Annotated in this window: 26 protein-coding genes; 15 read left to right on the top strand and 11 right to left on the bottom strand. The window is 71.2% G+C overall.

Annotated elements, in window-relative coordinates; all coding sequences use genetic code 11:
- The first annotated feature begins 8 nt into the window (after nt 1-8).
- Together pspAB and NCI01_RS04875 are read left to right on the top strand one after the other, a co-directional pair.
- The gene (pspAB, locus tag NCI01_RS04870) at nt 9-581 is read left to right on the top strand and encodes a PspA-associated protein PspAB (RefSeq protein WP_254180353.1); all 573 of its coding nucleotides are present in this window, start codon (nt 9-11) and stop codon (nt 579-581) included.
- Nucleotides 578-1,747 carry an ATP-binding protein gene (locus NCI01_RS04875; protein WP_254180354.1) on the top strand — a complete coding sequence of 390 codons (1,170 nt, stop codon included), beginning with the start codon at nt 578-580 and terminating at the stop codon, nt 1,745-1,747. The genes pspAB and NCI01_RS04875 overlap by 4 nt, the downstream gene beginning before the upstream one ends.
- 189 nt (nt 1,748-1,936) lie before the next feature.
- Here NCI01_RS04875 and NCI01_RS04880 read toward each other — a convergent pair whose 3' ends face one another.
- Together NCI01_RS04880 and nadA are read right to left on the bottom strand one after the other, a co-directional pair.
- Nucleotides 1,937-3,124 carry a winged helix DNA-binding domain-containing protein gene (locus tag NCI01_RS04880; RefSeq protein ID WP_254180355.1) on the bottom strand — a complete coding sequence of 396 codons (1,188 nt, stop codon included), beginning with the start codon at nt 3,122-3,124 and terminating at the stop codon, nt 1,937-1,939.
- A gap of 16 nt (nt 3,125-3,140) precedes the next feature.
- Nucleotides 3,141-4,325 carry a quinolinate synthase NadA gene (nadA, locus tag NCI01_RS04885; protein ID WP_254180356.1) on the bottom strand — a complete coding sequence of 395 codons (1,185 nt, stop codon included), beginning with the start codon at nt 4,323-4,325 and terminating at the stop codon, nt 3,141-3,143.
- 55 nt (nt 4,326-4,380) lie between these two features.
- Between nadA and NCI01_RS04890 the strand changes: the two genes are divergently transcribed.
- Nucleotides 4,381-5,607 carry a glucose-1-phosphate adenylyltransferase family protein gene (locus NCI01_RS04890; RefSeq protein ID WP_254180357.1) on the top strand — a complete coding sequence of 409 codons (1,227 nt, stop codon included), beginning with the start codon at nt 4,381-4,383 and terminating at the stop codon, nt 5,605-5,607.
- A gap of 29 nt (nt 5,608-5,636) precedes the next feature.
- Here NCI01_RS04890 and NCI01_RS04895 read toward each other — a convergent pair whose 3' ends face one another.
- Together NCI01_RS04895 and NCI01_RS04900 are read right to left on the bottom strand one after the other, a co-directional pair.
- The gene (locus NCI01_RS04895) at nt 5,637-6,500 is read right to left on the bottom strand and encodes a GNAT family N-acetyltransferase (protein WP_254180358.1); all 864 of its coding nucleotides are present in this window, start codon (nt 6,498-6,500) and stop codon (nt 5,637-5,639) included.
- A gap of 20 nt (nt 6,501-6,520) precedes the next feature.
- Complete coding sequence (locus tag NCI01_RS04900; RefSeq protein ID WP_254180359.1) at nt 6,521-6,937, bottom strand: SRPBCC family protein; 417 nt, start codon at nt 6,935-6,937, stop codon at nt 6,521-6,523.
- Nucleotides 6,938-6,998: 61 nt separating this feature from the next.
- On the opposite strand from NCI01_RS04900, the gene NCI01_RS04905 reads away from it, so the two are divergent.
- The 3 genes from NCI01_RS04905 (at nt 6,999) to erpA (ending at nt 10,062) form a co-directional block, all read left to right on the top strand.
- The gene (locus tag NCI01_RS04905) at nt 6,999-8,081 is read left to right on the top strand and encodes a glycerate kinase family protein (RefSeq protein WP_254180360.1); all 1,083 of its coding nucleotides are present in this window, start codon (nt 6,999-7,001) and stop codon (nt 8,079-8,081) included.
- Between the two features lie 295 nt (nt 8,082-8,376).
- On the top strand, nt 8,377-9,336 hold the full coding sequence (locus NCI01_RS04910) for a hypothetical protein (protein WP_254180361.1): 960 nt from the start codon (nt 8,377-8,379) through the stop codon (nt 9,334-9,336).
- 366 nt (nt 9,337-9,702) lie between these two features.
- Nucleotides 9,703-10,062, top strand: coding sequence for an iron-sulfur cluster insertion protein ErpA (gene erpA / locus NCI01_RS04915; protein WP_090971856.1), 360 nt, complete (start codon nt 9,703-9,705; stop codon nt 10,060-10,062).
- A 56-nt stretch (nt 10,063-10,118) separates the two neighbouring features.
- Here the strand turns inward: erpA and NCI01_RS04920 are convergent, their stop codons facing one another.
- Nucleotides 10,119-10,373: a hypothetical protein gene (locus tag NCI01_RS04920; RefSeq protein ID WP_254180362.1), complete on the bottom strand. Its 255-nt coding sequence runs from the start codon at nt 10,371-10,373 to the stop codon at nt 10,119-10,121.
- A 64-nt stretch (nt 10,374-10,437) separates the two neighbouring features.
- Here NCI01_RS04920 and NCI01_RS04925 point away from each other — a divergent pair, with 64 nt between their 5' ends.
- A complete protein-coding gene (locus tag NCI01_RS04925; RefSeq protein ID WP_254180363.1) occupies nt 10,438-11,424 on the top strand; it encodes a carbohydrate kinase family protein in 987 nt (328 codons plus the stop codon).
- A 28-nt stretch (nt 11,425-11,452) separates the two neighbouring features.
- Here the strand turns inward: NCI01_RS04925 and NCI01_RS04930 are convergent, their stop codons facing one another.
- Together NCI01_RS04930 and NCI01_RS04935 are read right to left on the bottom strand one after the other, a co-directional pair.
- Nucleotides 11,453-11,710 carry a sulfurtransferase TusA family protein gene (locus tag NCI01_RS04930; RefSeq protein WP_254180364.1) on the bottom strand — a complete coding sequence of 86 codons (258 nt, stop codon included), beginning with the start codon at nt 11,708-11,710 and terminating at the stop codon, nt 11,453-11,455.
- A complete protein-coding gene (locus NCI01_RS04935; RefSeq protein WP_254180365.1) occupies nt 11,707-12,834 on the bottom strand; it encodes a cysteine desulfurase family protein in 1,128 nt (375 codons plus the stop codon). The genes NCI01_RS04930 and NCI01_RS04935 overlap by 4 nt, the downstream gene beginning before the upstream one ends.
- A gap of 187 nt (nt 12,835-13,021) precedes the next feature.
- Between NCI01_RS04935 and ctaC the strand changes: the two genes are divergently transcribed.
- The 5 genes from ctaC (at nt 13,022) to NCI01_RS04960 (ending at nt 18,691) form a co-directional block, all read left to right on the top strand.
- Nucleotides 13,022-13,900, top strand: a complete 879-nt coding sequence (ctaC, locus tag NCI01_RS04940) for an aa3-type cytochrome oxidase subunit II (protein WP_254180366.1) — start codon at nt 13,022-13,024, stop codon at nt 13,898-13,900.
- Nucleotides 13,897-15,678 (top strand): aa3-type cytochrome oxidase subunit I, encoded by a 1,782-nt coding sequence (gene ctaD, locus NCI01_RS04945; RefSeq protein ID WP_443689959.1) that lies wholly within the window; start codon nt 13,897-13,899, stop codon nt 15,676-15,678. Before ctaC ends, ctaD begins: the two co-directional genes overlap by 4 nt.
- Nucleotides 15,675-16,073: a cytochrome c oxidase subunit 4 gene (locus tag NCI01_RS04950; RefSeq protein ID WP_254180367.1), complete on the top strand. Its 399-nt coding sequence runs from the start codon at nt 15,675-15,677 to the stop codon at nt 16,071-16,073. Before ctaD ends, NCI01_RS04950 begins: the two co-directional genes overlap by 4 nt.
- A gap of 132 nt (nt 16,074-16,205) precedes the next feature.
- Nucleotides 16,206-17,414: a L,D-transpeptidase gene (locus tag NCI01_RS04955; RefSeq protein ID WP_254180368.1), complete on the top strand. Its 1,209-nt coding sequence runs from the start codon at nt 16,206-16,208 to the stop codon at nt 17,412-17,414.
- Nucleotides 17,415-17,527: 113 nt separating this feature from the next.
- Nucleotides 17,528-18,691, top strand: a complete 1,164-nt coding sequence (locus NCI01_RS04960; RefSeq protein ID WP_254180369.1) for an RtcB family protein — start codon at nt 17,528-17,530, stop codon at nt 18,689-18,691.
- Nucleotides 18,692-18,784: 93 nt separating this feature from the next.
- Here the strand turns inward: NCI01_RS04960 and qcrB are convergent, their stop codons facing one another.
- From qcrB to ctaE, 4 genes are read right to left on the bottom strand one after another with little or no spacing between them, the layout of a single operon-like run.
- Nucleotides 18,785-20,551, bottom strand: coding sequence for a cytochrome bc1 complex cytochrome b subunit (gene qcrB, locus NCI01_RS04965; RefSeq protein WP_254180370.1), 1,767 nt, complete (start codon nt 20,549-20,551; stop codon nt 18,785-18,787).
- The gene (qcrA, locus tag NCI01_RS04970) at nt 20,548-21,660 is read right to left on the bottom strand and encodes a cytochrome bc1 complex Rieske iron-sulfur subunit (protein WP_254180371.1); all 1,113 of its coding nucleotides are present in this window, start codon (nt 21,658-21,660) and stop codon (nt 20,548-20,550) included. Before qcrA ends, qcrB begins: the two co-directional genes overlap by 4 nt.
- Entirely contained in the window at nt 21,657-22,529 is an 873-nt protein-coding gene (qcrC, locus tag NCI01_RS04975) for a cytochrome bc1 complex diheme cytochrome c subunit (RefSeq protein ID WP_254180372.1), read from the bottom strand. Before qcrC ends, qcrA begins: the two co-directional genes overlap by 4 nt.
- Before the next feature lie 46 nt (nt 22,530-22,575).
- The gene (gene ctaE / locus NCI01_RS04980; RefSeq protein ID WP_443689960.1) at nt 22,576-23,253 is read right to left on the bottom strand and encodes an aa3-type cytochrome oxidase subunit III; all 678 of its coding nucleotides are present in this window, start codon (nt 23,251-23,253) and stop codon (nt 22,576-22,578) included.
- A gap of 38 nt (nt 23,254-23,291) precedes the next feature.
- Between ctaE and NCI01_RS04985 the strand changes: the two genes are divergently transcribed.
- Genes NCI01_RS04985 through trpD form a run of 3 tightly spaced genes read left to right on the top strand, consistent with a single transcriptional unit; the run spans nt 23,292 to nt 25,764 of the window.
- On the top strand, nt 23,292-24,218 hold the full coding sequence (locus NCI01_RS04985; RefSeq protein WP_254180374.1) for a cytochrome c oxidase assembly protein: 927 nt from the start codon (nt 23,292-23,294) through the stop codon (nt 24,216-24,218).
- A 56-nt stretch (nt 24,219-24,274) separates the two neighbouring features.
- Nucleotides 24,275-24,691 carry an Rv3143 family two-component system response regulator gene (locus tag NCI01_RS04990; protein WP_443689961.1) on the top strand — a complete coding sequence of 139 codons (417 nt, stop codon included), beginning with the start codon at nt 24,275-24,277 and terminating at the stop codon, nt 24,689-24,691.
- Nucleotides 24,692-24,735: 44 nt separating this feature from the next.
- Nucleotides 24,736-25,764 carry an anthranilate phosphoribosyltransferase gene (gene trpD, locus NCI01_RS04995; RefSeq protein ID WP_254180376.1) on the top strand — a complete coding sequence of 343 codons (1,029 nt, stop codon included), beginning with the start codon at nt 24,736-24,738 and terminating at the stop codon, nt 25,762-25,764.

A 25,764-nucleotide genomic window follows, 5' to 3' on the forward strand; every position in this document is an offset into this window, starting at 1 on the left:
GGACCGGGATGGGACTGTGGGAGGTGGTGCGGGGTCGCACCCAGCCCAAGCGCAACAACCTCGATGCGCTCTTCCACGTGCCGAGCGCGGCGATCACCCTGCAGACCGCGCTGGGGTTCGAGCCCACCGGCACCGGGTCCGTGTGCTACCGCTCGGCCGCCGGCTCCGCCTTCGCGCAGACCCAGGCCGACGTGCTCGCCCTGATCCGCGACGACGCCGAGGCGCCCGACGTGGAGGTCACCCAGGACGACTTCGGGTTCACCTGGCTCGTCGTCACCGGCGACAGGAGCGACATGGCCGGCCTGTGCACCGACCTCCACGCCGTCAACACCACCCTCGAGCTCAACGGCTTCGAGTCCGGGCTGCTGTGCTCGCTCGTCCCGTTCGCCAACGCGTCAGGGCAGCGGTTCGGCCTGACCTACCTCTACAAGCAGGGAACCTTCTACCCGTTCGCCCCCACCGGCGAGCAGGCGCGCGACACCCTGCTCGAGCTGTCCGTGCGTGACCTGCTGCAGGAGGAGCTGCCCATGGAGCCCGACCCCCAGCGGTGGCTGGCGGTCTGGAAGGCTCCGGGGCTGTGAACCCCGGCGAGACCCGCGACCGCTCCATCGCGGCGTACGACGTCCTCGACCACCCGCCGCGCCGCGAGCTCGACTCGCTCGTCGAGCTCGCCGCCCAGCTGGCCGGCGTGCCCTTCGCCGCGGTCAACCTGCTCAGCTCGCACTCGCAGCACCAGGTCGCGACCGCCGGCTTCGAAGGCACGGACTCGCCGATCGACCACTCGATGTGCCGGCTGGTGGTGGAGAGCGGCAAGCCCATCATGCTCGAGGACGCCGGCGAGGACGTGCGCTTCGCCGAGAACCCGTGGACGACGGGCGAGATCGCCGAGGTGAAGTACTACGGCTCGCACCCGCTCACCACGCCGGCCGGCGTCACGATCGGCACGCTCTGCGTGTTCGACGACCACAGCCACGAGGTGACCCCGGAGGCGACCCGCGGCCTGGCCCAGCTGGCCGACCGCGTGGTCGACGTCCTGGAGCTCGAGCTCGCCTCCCGCCGGCTCAGCGAGGCCAATGCTCGGTTGAGCACCTCCAACCAGCGGCTGGCCCACTTCGCCGGACAGGTCAGCCACGACCTCAAGAACCCCCTGACGTCGATCTCCCTGTCGCTGGAGACGCTCGAGCTCGACATCGACGACCCGGACCAGCTCGACACGCTGGCCCGGGCCCGCCGCGGCGTCGACCGGATGACCGACCTGATCAACAACCTGCTGGAGTTCGCCCAGCAGGGCGAGGCCCCGGGCGAGGACGTCGTCAACCTGTCCGTTGAGCTGGGCTCGGCGCTCGACGACCTCGCCGGCCGGGTCCCCCGGGAGCGGGTCGGCGTCGGGGAGCTGCCGCTGGTGCGCGGCGACGCGGGCCAGCTGCGCTCGGTGCTGATGAACCTCATCGACAACGCGGCGAAGTTCACCGTGCCCGGCGAGGAGCCGGACGTCGAGGTCGACTCGATGCCGGTCGAGGGCCACCACCGCATCGAGGTGCGCGACCGTGGCCGCGGTATCCCGGAGGAGAAGCGTGAGCGGGTCTTCGCGCCGCTCGCGCGTCTCGACAAGACCGTCGAGGGCTCCGGCATCGGGCTGGCCACGTGTCGCCGGATCGTCGAGGCGCACGGAGGCCAGATGGGCGTCGAGGACCGTGCGGGCGGAGGGTCCGTGTTCTGGTTCGAGCTGCCCCGCGCGGAGGACTGAACCGGCCGGACGCACGCCGCGCTCCGGTGGGTCGAGACGTCCGGTCGACGGGCCGCGGCCGCGGCTGACGGCGTACTGGTGGGGGTAGTCCGACACTCCGATGGGGTTGCAACGGCCCCCATGTGGCGGACTCCCCGCTCGTGCGGGGAGTCCGCCACCGGGAGGGGGAGTCCGCCACCGGGCGGGCCGTCAGGGCAGCTTCGCGTGCTTCATCTGGCGCGAGGCGTAGATGTGGCCGATCACGGTGCCCTCGAGCCACGCGGTGAGCCGGCGCGCCTCCTGCTCGAGCGCGGCGCGCCCCTCGGGCTCGACGTCGTCGAGGAGGGACAGCCGCACCATGCCCTCCTCGTCCTGGACCCAGCAGCCGACGATGCGGCCGTCCCACCACGCCGTGGTGCCGGCGTTGCCGTTGGTGTCGAAGAGGTAGGGGACGTGGCCCGGCTCGAGGTAGAAGTCGCGGGACTTCCAGCCCATGACGGTGGGGTCGAGCGTGGGCAGCAGGGCCGCCCAGGGCTCGACCGGCCCGACATCCCCGACATCGGAGGGGTGGAGCCAGCCCGTCGAGCCGTCGTCGAGGTCCACCTCCACGGCTCCCACGTCGCCCAGGGCCCGGGTGACGGCGGTCTTGGTCGAGCCCAGCCACCACTGGATGTCCGCCGCGGTCCCGGGGCCGAAGGTGAGCAGCCACTGGGTGACCAGCGCGGCGTAGCCGGCACCCTCGTCGAGGGGGTCGTCCACGACCCCCAGCCAGTCCTCGGTGGTCGTCCACGTCGGCTTGTTGAGCCGCCAGTGCCCGGCGTTGCGGCCCCGCATCACCTTGCCCTCGAGCCCGAGGTGGGTGAGGACCCACGGCGCCACGGGCACCGGGCGGTCGTAGGGCTTGTCGGTGGTGCCGCCGACCGTCCCGGCCAGCTCGGGGACCTCGGCCCGCAGCTCGGTGGTCGTCGCCGGCCCCGCAGCCAGCCGCTCCAGAGTCGCGGCGCGGGCCAGGTCGAGCCAGCGGTCGCCGTCGTCGGCGATGCCTGCCCCGGCGATCGCCTTGGCGATGCGCTTGCGCTCCGACGCCGCCACGCGCGCCGACGCGCTGCCCCACGCGGCGGGCAGCAGGTCGCGGGGGAAGACGAACAGGGTCCGCCGCATCGCGAGCTGCTTGACCACCGACCGGATGTCGTAGAGCTCACGGTCGACGTCCTCGGGGCTGACGCCCTCCGAGCGTGCCGCGACCGCGAGGTGGACCGTGGCGGCTTCGGTCGCGTGCAGGGCGGTCATCGAGCGCACCACCGACGCCACGTCGTCGTGCCGGTGCGCCGGCGCCAGCGCGTGACGTACGGCGATGCGGCTGCGGCGCTCGGCGTCGCTGACCCGCCGTCGTGACATCGTCGTCCCGGCCGGGTCAGTCGCGGTGCGACTTGCCGGGCAGGTCGAGCATCCGCTGCAGCGCGACGAGGGCGTCGGCCTCGGTGTCGGGGTCGACGCTGATGCGGTTGACCACCGTGCCGGCGACCAGGCTCTCGAGCGCCCACACGAGGTGGGGCAGGTCGATGCGGTTCATCGTCGAGCAGTAGCAGACGTTGCGGTCGAGGAAGACGATCGTCTTGTCGGCGTGGGCGTCCGCGAGCCGCTTGACCAGGTTGAGCTCGGTGCCGATGGCCCACACCGTGCCGGGCTCGGCGGCCTCGATCGTCTTGATGATGAACTCGGTGGAGCCGACCAGGTCGGCCTTGAGCACGACCTCGTGCTTGCACTCGGGGTGGACGAGCACCTTGATGTCCGGGTGCTTGGCGCGCAGCTCGTCGACGACGTCCTCGGAGAAGCGCCCGTGCACGGAGCAGTGGCCCTTCCAGAGGATCATCCGGGCCTTCTGCAGCTCCTCGGCGCTCACGCCGCCGCCGGGCTGCAGCGGGTCCCACACGACGCACTCGTCGAGGCCGATGCCCATCTGGAGGACCGCGGTGTTGCGGCCGAGGTGCTGGTCGGGGAGGAAGAGCACCTTGCCGCCACCCTCGAGGTGGGCCTTCTGCGCGAACGCCCAGTCCAGCGCGACGTCGGCGTTGGAGGAGGTGCAGACGACGCCGCCGTTGCGGCCGCAGAACGCCTTGATGTCGGCGCTGGAGTTCATGTAGGTCACCGGGACGACGGAGTCCTGGATGCCCGCGTCGGCCATCGCGTCCCAGGCGTCCTCGACCTGGCGCAGGCGCGCCATGTCGGCCATCGAGCAGCCGGCAGCCAGGTCGGGGAGGACCACCTGCTGGCTCGGCGAGGTGAGGATGTCGGCCGACTCGGCCATGAAGTGCACGCCGCAGAAGACGATGAACTCCGCGTCGGGGCGGGCCGCGGCGTCGCGGGCGAGCTTGAAGGAGTCGCCGGTGACGTCGGCGAACTGGATGACCTCGTCGCGCTGGTAGTGGTGGCCGAGCACGAAGACCCGCTCACCCAGGGCCTCCTTCGCCGCCCGCGCCCGGGCGACCAGGTCGGGGTCGGACGCCGCCGGCAGGTCGCCGGGGCACTCGACGCCGCGCTCGGCGTCGAGGTCGCGGCCCTTGCCGAGGGGGAGGAGCGGCAGGTCGACGGTGGTCATGGCCTCATCCTAGGAGGGGGCGCAGGCGTCGGGAGCCGGGTGCCATGCTTCGGCCATGACGCGACGCGGTGAGGTGCTTGCCCTGGTGCAGGCTGGGGGCCAGGGGTCCCGGATGGACGTGCTGACGCGGGAGCGTGCCAAGCCGGCGCTGCCCTACGGCGGTGTGCACCGGCTGATCGACTTCGCGCTCTCCGGGCTCGTGCACGCCGACCTGGCCGACGTGTGGGTGTCGCTGGAGTACCAGGTCACCTCGATCGACGACTACCTCTCGGGTGGGCGCCCGTGGAGCCTGGACCGCAACCGCGGCGGCTTCAGGCGCATCGTCCCGCAGACCGGCACCGGGCCCGCGACCGAGAGCGGCTTCGCGCACGGCAACGGCGACCTGCTGCTCCGGATGTCCGCTGACATCGAGGCCTTCGGCGCGCGCACCCTGGTGGTGTGCAGCGCCGACCACGTCTTCAACATGGACCTCGGCCCGGTCGTCGAGGACCACGTCGCGGCCGGCCGGGTCGCGACCGTGGTGACCACCGAGGTCATCAAGAAGGACGCCTCCGACAACGTGGTCGTCCTCGCCGGCCAGGACGGGACCGTCACCGGTGTGGAGCACAAGCCGTCGCGACCGTCGGCCGGCACGGTGGCGACCGAGATCTTCGTCTACGACACCGAGGCGCTGCTCGAGACCCTGCGCGACCTGCGGCGCGAGCTGTCGGGCGACGCGGACGACGACGACAGCGGCATCGGCGACTTCGGCGAGCACCTCCTGCCACGGCTCGTGGAGACCGGGCGGACGGGTGCGGTGCCGTTGACCGGCTACTGGCGCGACGTCGGTCAGCCGAGCCTCTACCTGCAGTCCCACCGCGACCTGCTCGCCGGCCGGGTCGACGTCTTCGACCACCCCGGCCGCCCGGTCATCTCGCACTGGCCGGACCGGCCCGCCGCTCGAGTGCGCGCGACGGGGGAGTGCCGCGACTCGCTGGTGTCGCCGGGCGCCGACGTGGCCGGGCTGGTCGTGGGCAGCGTCCTGGGACCGGGCGTCGTGGTGGAGAAGGGCGCCGAGGTCCACGACAGCGTGGTGATGGAGGACTGCGTCATCCGTGCGGGGTCGGTGGTGCGCACGTCCGTGCTCGACGAACGCTGCGAGGTCCTCGGCCGGGCCCGGGTCGGCGAGGAGCCGTCGCGCCGGGTGGCCCACGACGACGACCTGGTGCTCGTCGGTCGTGACTCGTCGGTGTCGGGCACGGTGGCCGCCGGGTCCCGCCTGGAGCCGGGTTCGACGACCTGACCGACGCGCCGCCCGCCGACCGGCTGCCGCTACAGCAGCGAGCCGTGGTGCAGGTAGGGCGACGGTGGCTTCATCCGCCGCAGGCAGAGGTAGCCGTTGGTGTAGATCGCCATCCGCGCGGCCAGCCCCACGTCGAGCGCCCACTCGTTGGCCGCCGTGATGTGGCGCACCTCGACCTGGGACCCGGGGGCCGAGGAGGCCAGTGCCTCCCACATCAGCCCTGACGCCGTACGCCGGTTGGTGGCCGCGACCAGCACCGGCACCCCGTCGTGGTCGACGTAGGCGTAGCCCGAGCCGGTGGAGTGGTCGGTCACGACGAGCCGGAACTGCGCGAGCAGCAGCTCGTGGTCGCCGAGGTGGGCCGCCCCGCGCGTGCGCCGGTCGATCGAGTCCATCAGGTCCACGTCGGCCGCGGTCCCCTCGCGGACCCGGTCCACGACCGGGATCGCGCTGCGGTCGACCACGCCGGTGAGCATCATCTGCGGGTGCAGGTCGAAGCCGGCGAGCCGGTAGCGGCGTACGGCGCCGGGGTCGGCGCTGGCGGCGAACATGCCGCGCAGGCAGCCCCGCCCGTGGTGCATCGCCGCGGCCATCAGCTCGGTCCCGATGCCCCGGCCCTGGTGCTCGGGCCGCACGGCGAACGAGGCGAGGATCCACATCAGCTCGCGCACCCGGGACACCGCCCCGCCGACGACCTGGCCGTCGACCTCGGCGATCCAGCAGCCGCCCGGGTCGGTGACCAGGGCCTGCCCGGTGCGGCGGATCCAGTGGCCGTTGCGGTCAGCGGGACGTCGTACGGGGTCGGGCCAGGCGCGCTGGTGGGTGCGGGTGTCGACCTCGTGGTAGGAGGTGGCGGTGATCTCGGCGAACGCCGCGAGGTCCTCCTCGCGCATCGGCCGGACGACCGTAGCGGTCACCACACGTGGGCGGCGTAGCGCCGGAGGAGGTCGTCCCAGACGGTGAACCGCTCGCGCAGCTCGTCGCTGCCGGGGAGCCAGCCGCTGTGCACGAGCCGCACCGACGACCCCTCGGGGGACTCGGTGAAGCGGACGTCGAGCACGGTCGCCTCGTCCTCGGGGTGCCAGAGCCACAGCTCCTGCGTGTAGCGGCCGATCGGGTCCCACTCCATCACCCGGCCCCAGACGTACTGCTCGTCGCCGTGCACCGAGGCGACGGGCCCGTTGGGGTCGATGGCGATGCCGGTGAAGGTGGCCGGTTCGGGGCTGAGCAGGGGGTCCCACCACTCGCCCATCTGGGCCGTGAAGCCGACGAAGGCCTCGGTCGGGGTCGCCGGGACCGTGATCTCGGCGACGATGGGGTCGGGGCTCATGCGCCAAGCATGCCGGACGCCCGCGCTGCGGTCCCGGTGCCCCCGCTGCAAGGATGCAGCCATGCGCGTGCTGATCGCCCCGGACAAGTTCGCCGGCACCCTGACCGCGGTGCAGGCCGCCGAGGCGGTCGCCGCGGGCTGGCGACGGCACGCCCCCGACGACGACCTCGACCTGGCGCCGATGGCCGACGGCGGGCCGGGTTTCGTCGACGTCCTGCACGCCGCGCTGGGCGGGTCGCTCGACGCCGTGACCGTGAGCGGGCCCCACGGGGAGCCGGTGCCCGCGGTGGTGCTGCGGGTGGGGGAGACGGCCTACGTCGAGAGCGCGCAGGCGGCGGGGCTGCACCTGGTGTCGGGGCCGGTCGAGACCGCCACCAGTGCCGGGGTCGGTGAGCTGGTGCTCGCGGCCGTGGCCGGTGGCGCGCGGACCGTCGTCGTCGGCCTCGGAGGCAGCGGCACCAACGACGGCGGCGCGGGCGTCCTGTCCGCGCTCGGCGCGGAGGCCGACGGGGTGCTCGACGGCGGCGCCGCGCCCCTGGCATCGGTGACGACGGTGGACCTTTCCCGGGCCCGCGAGCGGCTGGCGGGGGTGACGTTGGTCGCCGCCAGCGACGTGGACAACCCCCTGACCGGGCTGTTCGGGGCCACCAAGACCTTCGGCCCGCAGAAGGGCGTGACCGAGGACCGCATCGCCGAGGTGGACGGGTGGCTCGAGGCGTTCGCCACCGCCACGGACCGGCGTACGTCGCTGGAGAAGGGCGCCGGCGCCGCGGGTGGCATCGGCTACGCCCTCCTCGCCCTGGGCGCGACCCGGGAGCCCGGCATCGAGCTCGTGGCGTCCGCGGTGTCGCTGGGGGAGCGGGCCCGTGCGGCCGACCTCGTCATCACCGGTGAGGGCGCCTTCGACTTCTCCAGCCGCGCCGGCAAGGTGCCCTACGGGGTGGCGACCGTCGCCTCGGAGGCGCTCCGCCCCTGCATCGCGCTCGCCGGCAAGGTGCTGGTCGGCTCGCGCGAGATGCGCGCCCTCGGCATCGAGTCGGCGTACTCCCTCGTCGACCTCGTCGGGGAGGAGCGGGCCCTCAGCGCCCCCGCCGAGGCGCTCGCCGACCTCGCCGCCCGCGTCGCGCGCACCTGGTCGCGCTGACGGGGTCCGTGGGTCGTCCGGCTCGTCGGCGGTCGGTTGGTCAGCCACCCGGGGTGGTGGCACATCGCACCCCACGAGGCCGATCTCACGCGATGTGCCGCCACCTCCGTCCGCCGACCTCCGAGGGTGGCGGCAGATCGCAGGTCCGAGGCTCTCGACCATGCCACGTGCCGCCACCACGGGGCGGCGACCTCTCCGGGCCACCAGACGTCCACAACAGGGCGTTCGCGGAGGTCATCCCCAGCAGCAACGCTCCCATCAGGACAGCGGCGCTCGGCGCAGCGAACCTCGGGGCATGGGTGAGGTCGACGCGGTCCGGGGACATCGACGCGGCGTGAGGTGGACGTCGGTGACGTACGGCGTGCACCGGTCGAGCGGTACCCCCGCCGCCGATGAGCACCCGCCGACCTGGGACGAGGACGACCTGACGGGGTGGCAGCTGCTGATGACCGACGTGGGGTGCTTCACCGGCCTCACGGCACTCGAGGTCCATGGTGTCCCGCTGCCTCCGTTGCCCGAGGGCTGTCCGGTCTTCATGGCACTGGCCAAGGACGATCCGAGACCGATGCGACGCGGCGTGCACACGAGCCGCCACCTGAAGCCGGTGGAGCACGAGGTCGTCCGCGGCCTACGTGTCGCGGTGATGCCTGAAGCGCTGGCGTCGGCGGCACGCTGGGTGGGGCTTGTCGACATGGTCGCCATCGTCGACGCGGCACTCAACCTGGAGCTCGTCTCCATCGAGGAGCTGGAGGTGATCGCCCGCTCACGGCGACCGGGTGGCCGTCGGTTGGAAGCGGCTCTGCCGTGGGTCGACGGCCGGGCCGAATCCCTGTGGGAGTCGCTCCTGCGGCTCGTCCACGTCGCCTGCGACATCGAGGTCGAGCCGCAGTGGCAGCTGGTCGACGCCGACGGGGTCGTGGTGGCCCAGGCTGATCTCTGGGTCGTCGGGACGACTGCGCTCCACGAGTACGACGGGGACGAGCACGAGAAGCCACCGCGGAGAGTCATGGACCGGCGACGCGACCGCCGGGTCGATCGGCAGGGCTTCGTCCGCCGTGGCTACACCGGCGGCGACGTCATCCTTCGCGCGGTCTCGATCCTCGAGGATGCCGATCGGTCGCTGGGGAGGGACCACGATCCCGCTCGGATCCGTGAATGGCACCGACTCCTCCGGGACTCGCTGTTCACGCCAGCGGGGAGGGTCGCCTTCCTGGGGCGGGTCCCGGTGGCGCCGCCTCGCCGACGTACCTCGTGAGGGTGGCGGCGCGTCGCGGCTGGCGGGCCGGTCGATGTGTGATCTGCCGCCACCTGGGGGGTTGGCGGGCGGAGGGTGGCGGCGCATCGCGGCTGGCGGGCCGGTCGATGTGTGATCTGCCGCCACCTCGGGGGTTGGCGGGCGGAGGGTGGCGGCGCATCGCAGCCCGCGGGCCGGTCGATGTGCGATCTGCCGCCACCTCGGGGGTTGGCGGGCGGAGGGTGGCGGCGCATCGCGGCTGGCGGGCCGGTCGATGTGCGATCTGCCGCCACCTCGCCGGGCGAGCTCGCGGTCGTGGGGGTGGGGAATATCCCCCGGTGTGCGACCATTGAGGCAAGCAGTACCCGAGACTTCTGGAGTGATGAGATGACCGAGCAGGTCGAGACCACTGAGCGCCGCACCGACCAGATCAACCTCTCCGCTGTCGCCGCCGGCAAGGTGAAGAGCCTCCTCGAGCAGGAGGGTCGCGATGACCTGGCCCTCCGGATCTCCGTGCAGCCGGGTGGCTGCTCGGGCCTCCGCTACCAGCTCTTCTTCGACGAGCGCACGCTCGACGGCGACGTGACGACCGACTTCGACGGCGTCACCGTCGTCGTCGACCGGATGAGCGTCCCCTACCTCAACGGTGCCGAGATCGACTTCGTCGACACCATCGAGAAGCAGGGCTTCACGATCGACAACCCCAACGCCACCGGCTCCTGCGCCTGCGGCGACTCGTTCCACTGATCTGACACAGCGGAGGGCCCCCTGCCACCGGCGGGGGCCCTTCGCCGTGCGTGGGGTCAGTCGAGGTGGAGGTGCAGGGCGTTGGCGATGCGGGCGGCGGCGTCCGAGACCCGGATCTCGCGCTTGCCGACCTCGGCCGGGTAGTCGTCGAAGCGCAGGCTCGGCGCGGGTGACGTGGCAGCGCGGGCGGCGCGCTCGAGGCGCCCCTGGAGGCCGAGGTTGCGGCGGGTCTCCCGGCCGTCGGCGGCCATCTCGGCGGGCGTGCCCAACTCGTCGCTGAAGAGGGGTGCGGGGCGTCGGGACGTCGTCATGACCACGACGCTATTGGCTACTGATGCGTATCCCGAGCCGTACTGCGGGGTAGTGTCTCGCGGCGTGTCCCTCCTCGTTGCCGGATCCATCGCGACCGACCACCTGATGTCCTTCCCGGGCAAGTTCGCCGACAGCCTGGTGGTCGACCAGCTCGACAAGCTCTCGGTGTCCTTCCTCGTCGAGGACCTCGAGGTGCGCCGCGGCGGGTGCGCCGCCAACATCTGCTTCGGCCTGGGCAACCTGGGCCTCCGCCCGGTGCTCGTCGGGGCAGTCGGCGAGGACTTCGCCGAGTACCGCTCGTGGCTCGAGCGGCACAACGTCGACTGCGACTCGGTGCACGTCTCGGAGACCCGTCACACCGCCCGCTTCGTGTGCACCAACGACGCCTCGATGGCGCAGATCGCGAGCTTCTACGCCGGCGCGATGAGCGAGTCGCGCGAGATCGAGCTCAAGCCGATCGTGGACCGCGTCGGCGACCCCGACTACGTGATCATCGGCCCGGACGACCCGGAGGGGATGCTGCGCCACACCGAGGAGTGCCGCCAGCGCGGCTACCGGTTCCTGGCCGACCCCTCCCAGCAGCTGGCGTTCGGCGACGGCGACCTCATCCGGCCCCTCATCGACGGGGCCGACATCTTGTTCTCCAACGAGTACGAGGCCAGCCTGATCACCCAGAAGACCGGGTGGAGCCGCGACGAGGTGCTCTCACGCGTCGGCACCTGGGTCGTCACGCTCGGCGCGGACGGCGTCCGCATCGACCGCGAGGGCGAGGAGTCGGTCGTCGTCGGCGCGGTCCCCGAGATCGCCAAGGTCGAGCCGACGGGCGTCGGCGACGCGTTCCGCGCGGGGTTCCTCGCGGCCCTGACCTGGGGGCTCGGACACGAGCGCGCCGCGCAGCTCGGCTGCCTGCTCGCCGTCCACGTGGTGGAGAAGGTCGGCACCCAGGAGTACGAGATCGCCCGCAGCGCCTTCCTCGCGCGGTGCGCCGCGACCTACGGCGACGAGGCCGCGGCCGACTTCGAGCCGCACCTGCGCACGATCCGTCCCTGATCGAGACCCGGTCGGCCGGGCAGCGCGCTCAGCCGACGCGTCGTACGACGTAGCGCGGGGCGCCGTCGTCCGTGACGTCCGCGCCGACGTAGTGCTGCCCCTTCATCCGGCACCAGGCCGGGACGTCGACCGCGGCGGCCGGGTCGTGGGCGACCACCGCCAGCAGCTCGCCGACCTCGACGTCACGGAGGTGGCGCGCGAGCTCGATGACCGGCATCGGGCACGGCACCTCGCGACAGTCGAGCTCGAGGGCGACGTCGTGGCGCCGGTCGGGCGGGGGAGTCACAGGCCCACCCGCGAGCGGATCTCGGCGACGACCTCCGGGAGGGCGTCGCAGAAGGCGTCGACCTGGGCGCGCGTGGTGTCGCGCTGCAATGAGAGCCGGACGTTGCCGTGGGTCAGCACGCCCATCGCCTCGAGCACGTGGCTCGGCGTCAGCGTCGACGCGGTGCACGCCGAGCCGCTGGCGATGCCGAAGCCGCGCCGGTCCAGCTCGGTGACGAGCGCCTCGCCGTCGACGTAGAGGCACGAGAACGTCACCAGGTGCGGCAGCCGGTGGTCGGGGTCGCCGACGACCTCGACGTCGGGCACCTCCGCCGCCACCCGGTGTCGTACGACGTCCACGAGCCCGTGCTGGCGCGCGTTGACCTCGTCGCGCTCGGCCACCACGGCCTGCAGCGAGGCGGCCGCCGCGAGCACGGCCGGGACGTTCTCGAAGCCGGTCGAGCGCTCGTCCACGCGGTCGTCGCCCGGGAAGGGGTTGCGCCACCGCGCGCGCTTGCGGACGAGCAGGACGCCGACCCCCGCGGGACCACCCCATTTGTGCGCCGACCCCGCGGCGGCCGCCCAGCCGGACGGCAGCGGCAGCCGGCCCATGGAGGCGCACGCGTCGGTGAAGAGGGGCACCTCGTCGGGCAGCTCGACGGCACCGACGGGCTGGACGGTGCCCACCTCGTGGTTGGCGGTCTGGAGGGCGACCGCGGCGACGCCGGGGGAGCGGGCGCCCTCGACCAGGCCGGCCTCGTCGACCCGGCCGGAGCGGTCGACGCCGACCTCGCCGGACTCGGCCCCCCACGCGACGGCGTGCCGCACCGCCGAGTGCTCGACCGGGGGGTGGACCACACGCGTGCCGCGCCGCGAGCCCCGGACCAGCCCGAGCAGGCCGAGGTGCACGGCGTGCGTGCCGCTGGGGGCGAAGGTGACCTCGTCGGGCCGCACGCCCAGGGCCTCGGCCGTCGCTTCCCGGGCGTTGTCGAGCAGGAGCCGCGCCTCGCGGCCCGGGCGGTGCAGCCGACGCGGGTCGGCGTACCCCCTGTCGAGGGCGGCCAGGAGCACCTCGCGCGCCGCCGGGTGCAGCGGCGTCGAGGACGCGCCGTCGAGGTCGGCGGGCCCGGGCGGGAGGGCTGTCACAGGGGCAACTTATGCCACGCGCGGGCACCTGGACGCGGGCGGACGGACCCTGACCAGCGCAGATGGGACGACACCCGACCCTGCCCCGCACGACGTGGCCAGTTGGGGATACCCTCTGTGTGTCGAGAAGGACCGAGAGAGAGGCTCGTCAGTGGGTCTGCAAGTCCCCAACCTTTCAGGCGCGCGCGTGCAGCGCACCCTGAGGGTCGCGCTGCTGGGCGTGACGATGCTGGTGCTGGCCGGATGTTCCGAGGCCGACCAGCACCAGATCCGCAACCTCGCGATGCCCGACCGCGCGAGCGCGGAAGGTCCCTACACCTACGAGCTCTGGAAGTGGGCCTGGGTCGCCGCCATGGTGACCGGCGTCATCGTCTGGGGCCTCATCTTCTACGCGGTGGTGAAGTTCCGCCGTCGTAGCGACGACGAGGTGCCGCGGCAGACGCGCTACAACCTGCCGCTCGAGGTCTTCTACACGATCGCACCAGTGCTCATGTGCGTCGTGTTCTTCTTCCACACGGTGCGCGTGCAGGACGAGGTGCTCAACCTCGACCCTGAGCCCGACATGACCGTCGAGGTGCTCGGCCAGCAGTGGTCGTGGACCTTCAACCACGGCGTCGGTGAGCAGGAGAACCCGTCCGCGACAGCGACGGGCGACGACTTCGCCTACGGCTCCTACGTCTACACCTCCGGCACCGGTGCCAACATTCCGACGCTGGTGCTCCCGGTCGACCAGACCATCCAGTTCAACCTCCACTCGCCCGACGTGATCCACGACTTCGGCGTTCCCTCGTTCCTCGTGAAGATGGACGTCATCCCCGGCCGGGTCAACAAGCTCCAGGTCACCCCGACCGTCGAGGGCACCTACGCCGGCAAGTGCTACGAGCTCTGCGGCGTCTCCCACTCGCGGATGCTCTTCAACGTCGAGGTCGTCAGCCAGGAGGACTACGACGCCTACCTCGGCGAGCTGGCCGACGCGGGCAACACGGCCGAGCAGCCCCTGCTCGGCGGCGACTACGTCCGCGAGCAGGCGGGTCTCGACGACGACTCGGAAGGACACAGCGAGTGAGCGCTGCAACCACGGCCACCCCCCACGCCGCGGCACCCCCGCCGGAGCGCAAGAAGCGGCTCGGCGAGCAGGCCGTGCGCATCATGACGACGACCGACCACAAGCTGATCGGCAAGATGTACCTGATCACCTCGTTCGGGTGGTTCCTGGTCGCCGGCCTGATGGCCATGCTGATCCGCTCCGAGCTGGCCTACCCCGGTCAGCAGGTCGTCAACGACCAGCTCTACAACCAGCTGTTCACGATGCACGGCACGATCATGCTGCTGCTGTTCGCGACGCCGCTGTTCTTCGGCTTCGCCAACGTGATCATGCCGCTGCAGATCGGCGCCCCCGACGTCGCGTTCCCGCGCCTCAACATGTTCAGCTACTGGCTGTTCCTGTTCGGCGGGCTCATCGCCGCGTCGGGCTTCCTCACGCCCTCGGGCGCCGCCGACTTCGGCTGGTTCGCCTACACGCCGCTCTCCGACGCCGTACGCAGCCCCGGCGTGGGTGGCGACCTGTGGATCATGGGCCTCTGGATGGCGGGCCTCGGCTCGATCCTCGGTGGCGTCAACTTCATCACCACCATCATCTGCATGCGCGCGCCCGGCATGACGATGTTCCGGATGCCGATCTTCGTGTGGAACACGCTGATCACCAGCATGCTCGTGATCATGGTGTTCCCGATCCTGGCGGGTGCGCTGCTCTCGCTGGAGGCCGACCGGATCCTCGGGGCCCACGTGTTCGACCCGTCGCACGGCGGCCCGATCCTGTGGCAGCACCTGTTCTGGTTCTTCGGCCACCCGGAGGTCTACATCATCGCGCTGCCGTTCTTCGGCATCGTCTCCGAGATCCTGCCGGTCTTCAGCCGCAAGCCGATCTTCGGCTACGTCGGCCTGGTGGCCGCGACCCTCGGCATCGCGATGCTGTCGGTCGCCGTGTGGGCGCACCACATGTTCGTCACCGGCGCGGTCGACCTGCCGTTCTTCTCCGGCATGACCTTCCTCATCGCGGTGCCCACAGGAGTGAAGTTCTTCAACTGGATCGGCACGATGTGGGGCGGGTCGGTGTCCTTCGACACCCCCATGCTGTGGTCGATCGGCTTCCTGGTGACCTTCCTCTTCGGTGGACTCACGGGCGTCATCCTGGCCAGCCCGCCGCTGGACTTCCACGTGTCCGACTCCTACTTCGTGGTGGCGCACTTCCACTACGTCGTCTTCGGCACCGTGGTGTTCGCGATGTTCGCCGGGTTCTACTTCTGGTGGCCCAAGATGACCGGCCGGATGCTCGACGAGCGCCTCGGCAAGGTGCACTTCTGGATCCTCTTCGTCGGCTTCCACACCACGTTCCTCGTCCAGCACTGGCTGGGTGTCGAGGGCATGCCGCGTCGCTACGCCGACTACCTCCCCGAGGACGGCTTCACCACGCTCAACCAGATCTCCACGGTGGGCTCGTTCCTGCTGGCCGCCTCGACGCTGCCGTTCCTGCTCAACGTCTACCTCTCGGCCAAGGCGCCGAAGGTGGTCGTGGACGACCCGTGGGGCTGGGGCCGCTCGCTCGAGTGGGCCACCAGCTGCCCGCCCCCGCGCCACAACTTCCACATGCTGCCGCGCATCCGCTCGGAGTCGCCCGCCTTCGACCTGCACCACCCCGAGGTGGCGCTGCTCGAGCTCGACGACAACCCGGCCGAGGGCAACGGTGACGTCGCCGACGCACCCGACGTGCACGGTCGCGAGGAGATGCTGCGCGAGCGCGCCGACATGCCGGTCGACGGCACCGACGAGGAGAGGGACCGATGAAGGCCGAGGCATGGATCTTCGGGATCACCACTGTGTTCGTGGCGGTGGTGGCTCCGGGCTACTGGTTCCTCTCCGGGGACTGGACCGGCACCTCCGCGCTGGTGATGACCGCGCTCCTCACCGCGATGATCACCCTCTACCTCGGGTTCCACGCCTCGCGCATGGACCCGCGGCCGGAGGACCGCAAGGAGGGTGAGATCGCCGACGGCGCCGGCGAGCTGGGCTTCTTCCCGCCCTACTCGTGGTGGCCGCTGTGGTGCGCCCTCGCGCTCGGCGTGATCGTCTACGGCACCGCGATGACCGCCTGGTGGCTGGTCATCATCGGCTTCACCGCCGGCGCGGTCGTGACCTGCGGGTTCGTCTTCGAGTACTACCGGGGCGAGCACGCCCACTGAGCCACGCCCCTCGTGGGAATTCAGGAAGAGCCCGTCCGCGACGTACGCTGGACGGGTTCTTCCGTTCCACCGCCCGCTCGGGCGGGCCACTCCTGGGGGTCACGTCGTATGCGCCCACGCGCGCTCCGCTCCATGCGTCCTGCGCACCGTCGTACGACGGCCGCCGCGGCGCTCCTGTCGCTGTCCGTCGTCCTCGCCGGCTGCAGCAGCGGGCCGACGACGCCCGGTGACGACTCCGCGGGCGGTCAGGGCGACGCGCCGGGCGCGACGCAGGCCGCCGACCCCGTGGACCCGGTCCGGCTGACGACGAGCTTCACCGACGCGGGCTCCGTGCCGATCGACGAGCCGCTGACCGTGTCCGCGACCGGCGGCGACCTGTCCGACGTACGCGTCACGTCCGCCGTCGGGCCGGTCGAGGGCCGCGTCGAGGGAGGCACGTGGACCTCCACGAGCCTCCTCGAGCCCGGCACCGACTACCGCATCACCGCCGCCGCGACCCGCTCCGACGGCGAGGCCGTCGAGCGCACCCGCGCCTTCCACACCGTCGACCTGACCCTCGACCAGCTCACCTACCCCTCGGTCGCCCCGCTCGACGGTGAGACCGTCGGCGTCGGCATGCCCGTGGTGGTGACCTTCGACCTGCCCGTCACCGACCGGGCCCTGTTCGAGAAGCACATGACGGTCACGAGCAAGCCGGCCCAGAAGGGCTCGTGGTACTGGCTGAGCGACCGCGAGGCGCACTTCCGCCCGACCCGCTACTGGCAGGCCGGCACCGACGTCTCCGTCGACCTCGACATCAACAGCCTGCCCGCCGGCGGCGGGATCTACGGCCAGGAGGACCGGCAGGTCTCCTTCCAGGTCGGCGACGCCCACGTCTACAAGGTCAACGCGCAGACCCACCAGATGCAGGTCTTCAGCAACGGCGAGCTGCTCCGGACGCTGCCGATCACCACCGGAAAGCCGGGCTTCACCACGCGCTCGGGGGTGAAGGTGATCATGGAGAAGTTCGAGTCCCGGCGGATGAACTCCGAGACGGTCGGCATCAACCGCAACAGCCCCGAGGCCTACGACATCGACGACGTCCGCTGGGCGATGCGCGTCACCTACTCGGGCGAGTTCATCCACGCCGCGCCGTGGTCGGTGGGCTCGCAGGGCTACGCCAACGTGTCGCACGGCTGCACCGGCCTGTCGACCGCCGACGCGGGCTGGCTCTACGCCATGAGCCGACGCGGCGACGTCGTGGAGTACACCGGCACCGACCGCCAGATGACGCTCGAGAACGGCTACGGCGACTGGAACCTCCCTCCCGCCGAGTGGAAGAAGGGCTCGGCGCTCAGCTGATCCCGCTCCTTCGCCCCTACGCCACCGGAAACGGGCGGTGCAAGCCCTTTGCGGGTACGTAGGGTCCGGGGTCGGCCTGCAACCCCGCGGGCCCACCCACAGAAGGAAGGACGATGGAGAACCTGACCCCGACGCTCGTCAGCTGGGCGTCGATCCTCGAGGACAACACGCGCGCACAGGCGGAGCTCGCGGCCACGATGCCGTTCATCCACCCGCACGTCGCGCTGATGCCCGACGCACACCTCGGCCTGGGCGCCACCGTCGGATCGGTCATCCCGACCCTCGGTGCGATCATCCCGGCCGCGGTCGGCGTGGACATCGGCTGCGGCATGATCGCCGTGCGCACCCAGTACACCACCGACGACCTCCCCGCCGACCGTGCGCCGGTGCGGCAGGCGATCGAGCGGGCCGTCCCGCTCAACGCCGGCGCCGCCAACCGCACGGTCAGCCGCGAGCACACCGAGCTGCGGCTCGAGCGGCTACGCGCGCTGGCGGGCGAGGCGGGCTTCGACCCGGCGTCGTACGCCCAGCGGTGGGACCTGCAGCTGGGCACCCTCGGGTCGGGCAACCACTTCATCGAGGTCACCGCGGACGAGACCGGGGGAGTGTGGCTCTTCCTGCACTCGGGCTCGCGGGGCGTGGGCAATCGGATCGCCCAGAAGCACATCGCGGTGGCCCGGGAGCTCTGCGCCGGCGAGGACCTGCCGGACCGCGACCTGGCCTACCTGACGGAGGGCACCGAGGAGTTCGACGCCTACATCCGCGAGATGCAGTGGGCGCAGACCTACGCCCTGCTCAACCGCGAGGAGATGATGGACCGGGTCGTGCGCCAGTTCGGCGAGTGGGTCGACGGTGTCGTGGAGCGCGTGGAGGAGATCAACTGCCACCACAACTACACCGAGCCCGAGCACCACTACGGCCGCGACGTGTGGCTGTCTCGCAAGGGCGCCATCAACGCCGAGGAGGGCCGTCCCGGCCTCATCCCAGGGTCGATGGGCACGGCGTCCTACGTCGTGGTCGGCAAGGGCGACCCGGTGTCGCTCAACTCCGCGCCCCACGGCGCAGGCCGGGAGTACTCGCGGACGCGGGCGCGGAAGACCTTCACCGCCGACGACCTGCGCGCCGCGATGGTCGGGATCGAGTACCGCGACTCCGACGCGTTCATCGACGAGATCCCGGCGGCCTACAAGGACATCGACCAGGTGATGGCCGACGCGGCGGAACTCGTGGACGTACGCCACGTGCTGCGGCAGCTCGTCAACGTCAAGGGCGACTGACCGGTCTCAGCCGCGGCACGGTTGCCGTCGTGGACGAGCAGAGGGCCCGCCGGGATCACTTCCCGGCGGGCCCTCGTGCGTGTGGTGCGTCGATCAGTGGTCGCGCAGCGGGACCTCGTCGGTGTCACGCAGGCGGTGGTCGTCGAACTGGTGACCGTCGACCGGGTGGTCGAGACCGGCCTGGAGCTCCGCCTCGTGCTCGGCGTGGTGGTGCGCCTCCTCGAGCTCGGCCCGCGTGGGCTTCTGCACGTTGTGGCTGTACATCCACGACGAGAGCCTGGCCCGCAGCCTCTCCGAGCGCGAGTTGGGCGCTGCCACGCCGGCGGCGTCCGTGTCGCTCCCGACCGAGTACACCTCGTCACGGTCGCGCGCGGTGAGGGTGTAGGCGGACGTCTCGCTGATCGGCAGGTGCCGCTCGGCGTAGGCGCCCTCCGGGGAGCGGGTGATGATGCCCGTCTCGTAGCCGTGGAGCAGCTTCTCGTTGTCGTGGCGCTGCAGCGAGATGCACCAGCGCCGCGTGATCCAGAACGCCAGGAGCGGGCCGAGGAAGATGGCCACGCGCATGAAGTAGGTGATCTGGTTGATGCTCAGGTCGAGCTTGATGGCGATGATGTCGTTGCCGCCCGCGGCCCAGGCGAGGCCGTAGAAGGTCATCAGCGACACCATGACCGCCGTGCGCGTCGGCGCGTTGCGCGGGCGCTGGAGCAGGTGGTGGTCGCGCTTGTCGCCGGTGATCCAGCCCTCGATGAAGGGCAGCAGCATCAGGATGACCAGCATCAGCGGGGGCACGATGAGGATCGGAAGCATCACGTTCCACGAGATCGTGTAGCCGAAGATCACCGTCTCCCAGCCGGTCGGGATGATGCGCAGGAGGCCGTCGGGCCAGCCCATGTACCAGTCGGGCTGCGAGCCGGCCGTCACCTTGGTCGGGTCGTAGGGGCCGAACTTCCACACCGGGTTGATCGACATCAGGCCGCCCATGATGGCGATGACGCCGAAGACCATGAAGAAGAAGCCACCCGCCTTGGCGGCGTAGACCGGCAGCATCGGGAAGCCGACGACGTTCTGCTCGGTGCGACCGGGGCCGGGCCACTGCGTGTGCTTGTGGTAGACGAGCAGCAGCATGTGGGCGGCGATCAGCGCGAGCAGGATGCCCGGGATCAGCAGCACGTGGATGATGTAGAGGCGCGGGATGATCGACTCGCCGGGGAACTCGCCGCCGAAGAGCAGGAACGACATGTAGCTGCCGGCGACCGGGGTCGCCTTGAGGAAGCCGTCGGCCGCCCGGACGCCGGTGCCGGAGAGCAGGTCGTCGGGGAGCGAGTAGCCGGTGAAGCCCTCGAGCGTGCCGAGCAGCAGCAGCAGGCAGCCGATGACCCAGTTGAGCTCACGCGGCTTGCGGTAGGCGCCGGTGAAGGCCACGCGGAGCAGGTGGACCATCATCGAGGCGATGAAGATCGCTGCCGCCCAGTGGTGCATCTGGCGCATCAGCAGGCCGCCGCGCACGTCGAAGGAGATGTGCAGCGTCGAGGCCATCGACTCCGACATCCCGACGCCGCGCAGCTGGTCGTAGGAGCCCTCGTAGGTGATGTGGCCCATCGACGGGTTGAACCACAGGGTGAGGAACACACCCGTGAGCAGCAGGACCACGAAGCTCCACAGGGCGATCTCGCCGAGCATGAACGACCAGTGGTCGGGGAAGACCTTGCGCAGGTTCTTCTTCATGGCCGTGGCGAGGCCGAGGCGGTCGTCGGCCCACGAGGCCAGCGAGCCGGCGGGGCCGGGCTTGGACGCGGTCGCAGCGGTCGTGCCGTTGCTGGTCGCGACCTTGCTGGTGTCGATCCTGGAGTCCGTGCTCACAGCTTCTCACGCTCCCAAAAGCTTGCCCCGATGGGCTCGGTGAAGTCGCTCTGCGCGACCAGGTAGCCCTCGTCGTCCACCGCTAGGGGCAGCTGGGGAAGGGGGCGGGCAGCCGGACCGAAGACCACGCGAGCGTGGTCGGCGAGGTCGAAGGTCGACTGGTGGCACGGGCACAGCACGTGGTGGGTGGTGCGCTCGTAGAGGGAGATCGGGCAACCCACGTGGGTGCAGATCTTCGAGTAGCAGATGATGCCGTCGACGGTCCACTTCTCGCGGCCCTCGAGCGGGGTGATCTCGTCGGGGTCCATCCGGACGACGATGATGGCGGCCTTGGCCTTCTCGGCCTGCTCCTCCGCGCCGTGGAGCTCGGGGTAGCCGTTCTCCTCGCTCGGGAACATGGCCTCGGCGGTGCCGTTGATCAGGTCACCCATCTCGACCTCGCTGGCGAGGATCGGCGTGCCGACCACGTCGCGCACCAGGCGCATGCCGGGCTCCCAGATCGTGTTCCCGAGCTTGTCGATGTCGAGCGCGTCGCCGGGGGCGAGGTCGCGCAGCAGCACGACCGCGGGCAGCCCGAGCACGCCGACGGCGCCGATCATGGTGTTGCGCACCAGCGGGCGACGGCCGATGCCGGCCTCGGCCAGGCCGTCGTTGAGCGCCTGGACGGTGGCGTCGCGATCCTCCTGCGGGGACGCGGCCGGGTGGCGCATCTCGACCATCTCGTGGTCGGCCATCAGCTTGCGCGCCAGGTGGATGATGCCGGTGCCGATGAGCAGCAGGCTGATGCCCAGGGTCAGGCCCAGGGTGATCGTGGAGGCACCGAGACCGGCGAAGGTGTCCCAGTTGTCGCCGACCTCGAACGAGAAGTAGGCCACCACGAACAGGATCGCGCTGATCATCGCCGCGATGAACATCGCCGCGATCTGGCGCTCGGCACGCTTCTCGGCCTTGGGGTCGACGTCGGTCGGGCGCCACGTGTGGGCGGGCAGGCCCGGGTCGGCGATCGGCTCGGCCTCGCGGTGCGTGGGCACGTGGGTGTCGTAGGGCACGGGGGTGCCGTCCGGCGCGTTGACCGGGTGCTTCGGCGTCGAGGAGTTGTCGTTGCTCACGCGTTCACCTTGCTCTTCTTGCTGCGGGTCGTGTGCGAGGCGATCCAGACCGCTGCACCCACGAGTCCACCGATGCCGACCACCCAGGCGAACAGGCCCTCGGAGACCGGACCCAGTCCGCCCAGGGTGAAACCGGCGTACTCGGGGGTTTCCTCGAGACTACCGAGGTAGGCAATGACGTCGCGCTTCTCCTCCGGCGAGAGGTTGCCGTTGCTGAAGTTGGGCATCTGCTGGGGGCCGGTGAGCATCGCCTCGAAGATGTACTTGGGCTCGACGCCGTGGAGCGAGGGCGCGTAGCCGCCGCGAGGCATGGCGCCGCCGGCACCGTTGAAGTTGTGGCACGCGGTGCAATTGGTCAGGAAGATCTGGCCGCCGCGGGAGATGGCCTCCTGGCGCTCCTCCTCCGACAGGTCGTCGATGGAGTAGTCGGCCTCGTTGGGGATGGCCGGGCCGGGGCCCAGCGAGGCGACGTACGCCGCCAGCGCGGCGATCTCCTCGTCGCTGAAGACGACCGGCTTGCGCGGGGCCTGCTGGCCCGGGGCCGCCATCGGCATGCGGCCGGTGCCGACCTGGAAGTCGACGGCGGCGGCGCCCACGCCGACCAGCGAGGGGCCGAGCTGGTAGCCGTCGCGGACGGTGGGCACGCCCTCGCCGTTCTGGCCGTGGCAGAACGCGCAGCTGGCCAGGAAGAGCTCCTTGCCCTGCGCGACCTGCTCGGTCTCGCTCGGCTGCGAGTCAGCCTGGGCGGGGGAGAAGGCCGTGTAGAGGGAGCCGCTGATGAGCAGCCCCAGCAGCAGCACGGCGAGACCCGCAAGAGGTCCCCGACGGTGCCGGGAGAGGCGACCAGCGGTTCGGTTCAGCAAACGCACTTTTGAGTCCTTGCCAGTTGCGACGGTGTTGGCTGTCTGGGGGTGCTTACTGGATGACGTAGATCGTGAAGAACAGTCCGATCCAGACCACGTCGACGAAGTGCCAGTAGTAGGACACGACGATGGCGGTGACGGCTTGCTCGTGGGTGAAGCGCCGGGCCAGGTAGGTGCGGCCGAGGACGAACAGGAACGCGATCAGGCCGCCGGCCACGTGGATGCCGTGGAAGCCGGTGGTCAGGTAGAACATCGAGCCGTAGGCCGAGCTCGGGATGGTGACGCCGTGCTCGATGAGCTCGGCGTACTCCAGCGCCTGGCCGCCGATGAAGATCGCGCCCATGACGTAGGTCAGGATGAACCACTCGCGCAGGCCCCACTTGGTGAAGTTGAGCAGGCCGCCGGTGCGCCCGACCTGGCCGCGCTCGGCGGCGAAGACGCCCCACTGGCAGGCGAAGGACGACGCGACCAGGATCGCGGTGTTGGCGGTGGAGAACGGGACGTTGAGCAGTGCGGTCTCCTGCTCCCACAGCTCCGGGCTCACCGCACGGATGGTGAAGTAGGACGCGAACAGCGCCGCGAAGAACATCAGCTCGCTCGAGAGCCAGATGATCGTGCCCACGCTGACCATGCTGGGTCGGTCGTGGTGCCCGTGCAGACGGGAGGCCGGAATCGTCGCAGTTGCTGTCGCCACGCAATCATTATGGCCGTAGGTGGCGACGAGGGGCACCCCGACCCCCTGTGTTGTGGCGTCATAAAGTTCACAACGTGCCCACCGCCCTCCTCGCCCTCTCTGCGGACGCCTCCGAGGTCCTCCCGAGATTCACGCTCGGACGGGTCCTGACGGACTGGTCGATCGACCCGATCCCGTTCGTCGTGACGATCTGGGCCGTCGGGCTCTACGCCCTCGGGGTGGGCGTGCTGCGCCGTCGCGGGGACAGCTGGCCGGTCGGCCGGACGCTGGCCTTCGTGGGGCTCGGGATGGGCTCGTTCGCCTTCGCCACCATGTCGGGGCTGGGCATCTACGACACCACGCTCCTGAGCGTGCACATGGTCCAGCACATGGTGCTGTCGATGATCGTGCCGCTCGCCCTGGCGCTCGGCGCTCCGGTGACCCTCGCCCTGCGCACGCTGCCCGCGACGCCCCGGCGGTGGCTGCTGGCCGTGCTCCACTCACGGCTGGCCAAGGTCCTGGCGTTCCCGCCGCTCGCGTTCGTGCTCTACGTCGCGTCGCCATGGGCGCTCTACTTCAGCCCCTGGTACGACGCCAGCCTCAGCTCGTCCTTCGTCCACCAGATGATGCACATCCACCTCGTGCTGGTCGGGACGCTGTTCTTCTGGCCCCTGATGGGCGTCGACCCGGTGCCCGGCCGGGTCGGCTATCCCTTCCGCGTGCTCCTCACGCTCATGACGCTGCCCTTCCACGCGTTCCTGGGCGTCACGATCATGGGCCAGACGACGCTCATCGGCGGCGAGCACTACCTCGCGCTGCGCGAGGGGCCGATGGGCGCGTGGCTGCCGCCGGCGCTCGAGGACCAGCACCTGGCCGGCGGGATCCTGTGGGCCAGCGGTGACCTGATCGGGGTCCTGTTCTTCGCCGTGCTCTTCACCCAGTGGGTGCGCTCGTCGATGAAGGAGGCGGCCCGGGAGGACCGGCGGCTCGACCTCGCGGAGCGGCGTACGCCGACCGGCTGATGGTGTGACGCATGCCTCGGCGCCGGGGGAGGGTGACGACGGTTACCATGCGTCTCGTGACTGAAGCTGCCGCCGACCGCCCGCTCAAGGTCCTCGTCTACAGCGACGACGTGAACACCCGCCAGCAGGTCATCCTGGCGCTGGGCCGCCGTCCGCACCCCGACCTGCCGGAGCTCGAGTACGTCGAGGTCGCCACCGAGCCGGTCGTGCTGCAGAACATGGACCGCGGCGACATCGCGCTGGCGATCCTCGACGGCGAGGCCGTCCCCGCCGGCGGCATGGGCATCGCCAAGCAGCTCAAGGACGAGATCTACCAGTGCCCGCCCGTCGTGGTGCTCACCGGCCGGCCGCAGGACGCCTGGCTCGCCACCTGGTCGCGCGCCGAGGCCGCCGTCCCGCACCCGCTCGACCCGATCCAGCTCGCCGAGGCCGTCATCGGCCTGCTCCGGTCGTCGGTGCCGGCCACCTCCTGAAACCCCTCGGGCCGCCGCACGGTGGCGCCGATAACCTGACCCCCATGTCCCACACCTGGCCCGACGTCCTCTCCACGCTGGTCGCCGGTGGCGACCTGACGACCGAGCAGGCGCGATGGGCCATGGACGAGGTCTTCGCCGGAGCGGCCACCCCGGTCCAGCTCGCCGGACTCGTCGTCGCGCTGCGCGCCAAGGGCGAGACCGTGGAGGAGGTCACCGGCATCGCCGACGCGATGCTCGCCGCGGCCAACCCGATCTCGGTGCCCGGCAGGCTCCTCGACATCGTCGGCACGGGCGGTGACCGCTCGATGTCGGTCAACATCTCCACGATGTCCGCGATCGTCGCGGCCGGCGCCGGCGCCCGCGTGGTCAAGCACGGCAACCGGTCGGCGTCGTCGAAGTCAGGATCGGCGGACGTCCTCGAGGCGCTCGGCATCCGGCTCGACCTCCCACCCGCGCGCGTCGCGGAGGTCGCGGAGGAGGCCGGCATCACCTTCTGCTTCTCCGCGGCGTTCCACCCCGCCATGCGCCATGCGGCCGTGCCGCGCCGCGAGCTCGGCATCGCCACCACCTTCAACATCCTCGGCCCGCTCACCAACCCGGCCCGCCCGCAGGCACAGGCCATCGGGTGCGCCGACGCGCGGATGGCACCGGTCATGGCGGGCGTGCTGGCCGGCCGCGGCGTCGACGCCTGGGTCTTCCGCGGTGACGACGGCCTCGACGAGCTGACGACCACCACCACCTCGACCCTGTGGCGGGTCCACGAGGGCGTTGTCACCGAGTCGTCGGTCGATCCGGCGTCACTCGGCATCGCCCGGGCGACCACCGAGGACCTCCGTGGCGGCGACGCCGCCCACAACGCCGACGTCGTACGACGCCTCCTCGCCGGTGAGCAGGGACCCGTGCGTGACGCGGTGGTGCTCAACGCGGGTGCCGCGCTCGCGGTCTACGACGCACCGGACGCCGAAGTGGGCTCCGCTCTCGAGGCTGGAGCCGCGAAGGCTTCCGAGGCGATCGACTCCGGCGCGGCCCAGGCTGCGCTCGAGCGGTGGGTCGCGGCGACGTCAGCTTGA

The organism is Nocardioides pinisoli (assembly GCF_024199985.1).
GTDB classification, from domain to species: domain Bacteria; phylum Actinomycetota; class Actinomycetes; order Propionibacteriales; family Nocardioidaceae; genus Nocardioides; species Nocardioides pinisoli.

Coding starts and splice junctions, on each gene's coding strand:
- pspAB (WP_254180353.1), top strand. CDS start 9: ATGGGACTGTGGGAGGTGGTGCGGGGTCGCACCCAGCCCAAGCGCAAC.
- NCI01_RS04880 (WP_254180355.1), bottom strand. CDS start 3,124: ATGTCACGACGGCGGGTCAGCGACGCCGAGCGCCGCAGCCGCATCGCC.
- nadA (WP_254180356.1), bottom strand. CDS start 4,325: ATGACCACCGTCGACCTGCCGCTCCTCCCCCTCGGCAAGGGCCGCGAC.
- NCI01_RS04890 (WP_254180357.1), top strand. CDS start 4,381: ATGACGCGACGCGGTGAGGTGCTTGCCCTGGTGCAGGCTGGGGGCCAG.
- NCI01_RS04895 (WP_254180358.1), bottom strand. CDS start 6,500: ATGCGCGAGGAGGACCTCGCGGCGTTCGCCGAGATCACCGCCACCTCC.
- NCI01_RS04900 (WP_254180359.1), bottom strand. CDS start 6,937: ATGAGCCCCGACCCCATCGTCGCCGAGATCACGGTCCCGGCGACCCCG.
- NCI01_RS04905 (WP_254180360.1), top strand. CDS start 6,999: ATGCGCGTGCTGATCGCCCCGGACAAGTTCGCCGGCACCCTGACCGCG.
- NCI01_RS04910 (WP_254180361.1), top strand. CDS start 8,377: ATGGGTGAGGTCGACGCGGTCCGGGGACATCGACGCGGCGTGAGGTGG.
- erpA (WP_090971856.1), top strand. CDS start 9,703: ATGACCGAGCAGGTCGAGACCACTGAGCGCCGCACCGACCAGATCAAC.
- NCI01_RS04920 (WP_254180362.1), bottom strand. CDS start 10,373: ATGACGACGTCCCGACGCCCCGCACCCCTCTTCAGCGACGAGTTGGGC.
- NCI01_RS04950 (WP_254180367.1), top strand. CDS start 15,675: ATGAAGGCCGAGGCATGGATCTTCGGGATCACCACTGTGTTCGTGGCG.
- NCI01_RS04955 (WP_254180368.1), top strand. CDS start 16,206: ATGCGTCCTGCGCACCGTCGTACGACGGCCGCCGCGGCGCTCCTGTCG.
- NCI01_RS04960 (WP_254180369.1), top strand. CDS start 17,528: ATGGAGAACCTGACCCCGACGCTCGTCAGCTGGGCGTCGATCCTCGAG.
- trpD (WP_254180376.1), top strand. CDS start 24,736: ATGTCCCACACCTGGCCCGACGTCCTCTCCACGCTGGTCGCCGGTGGC.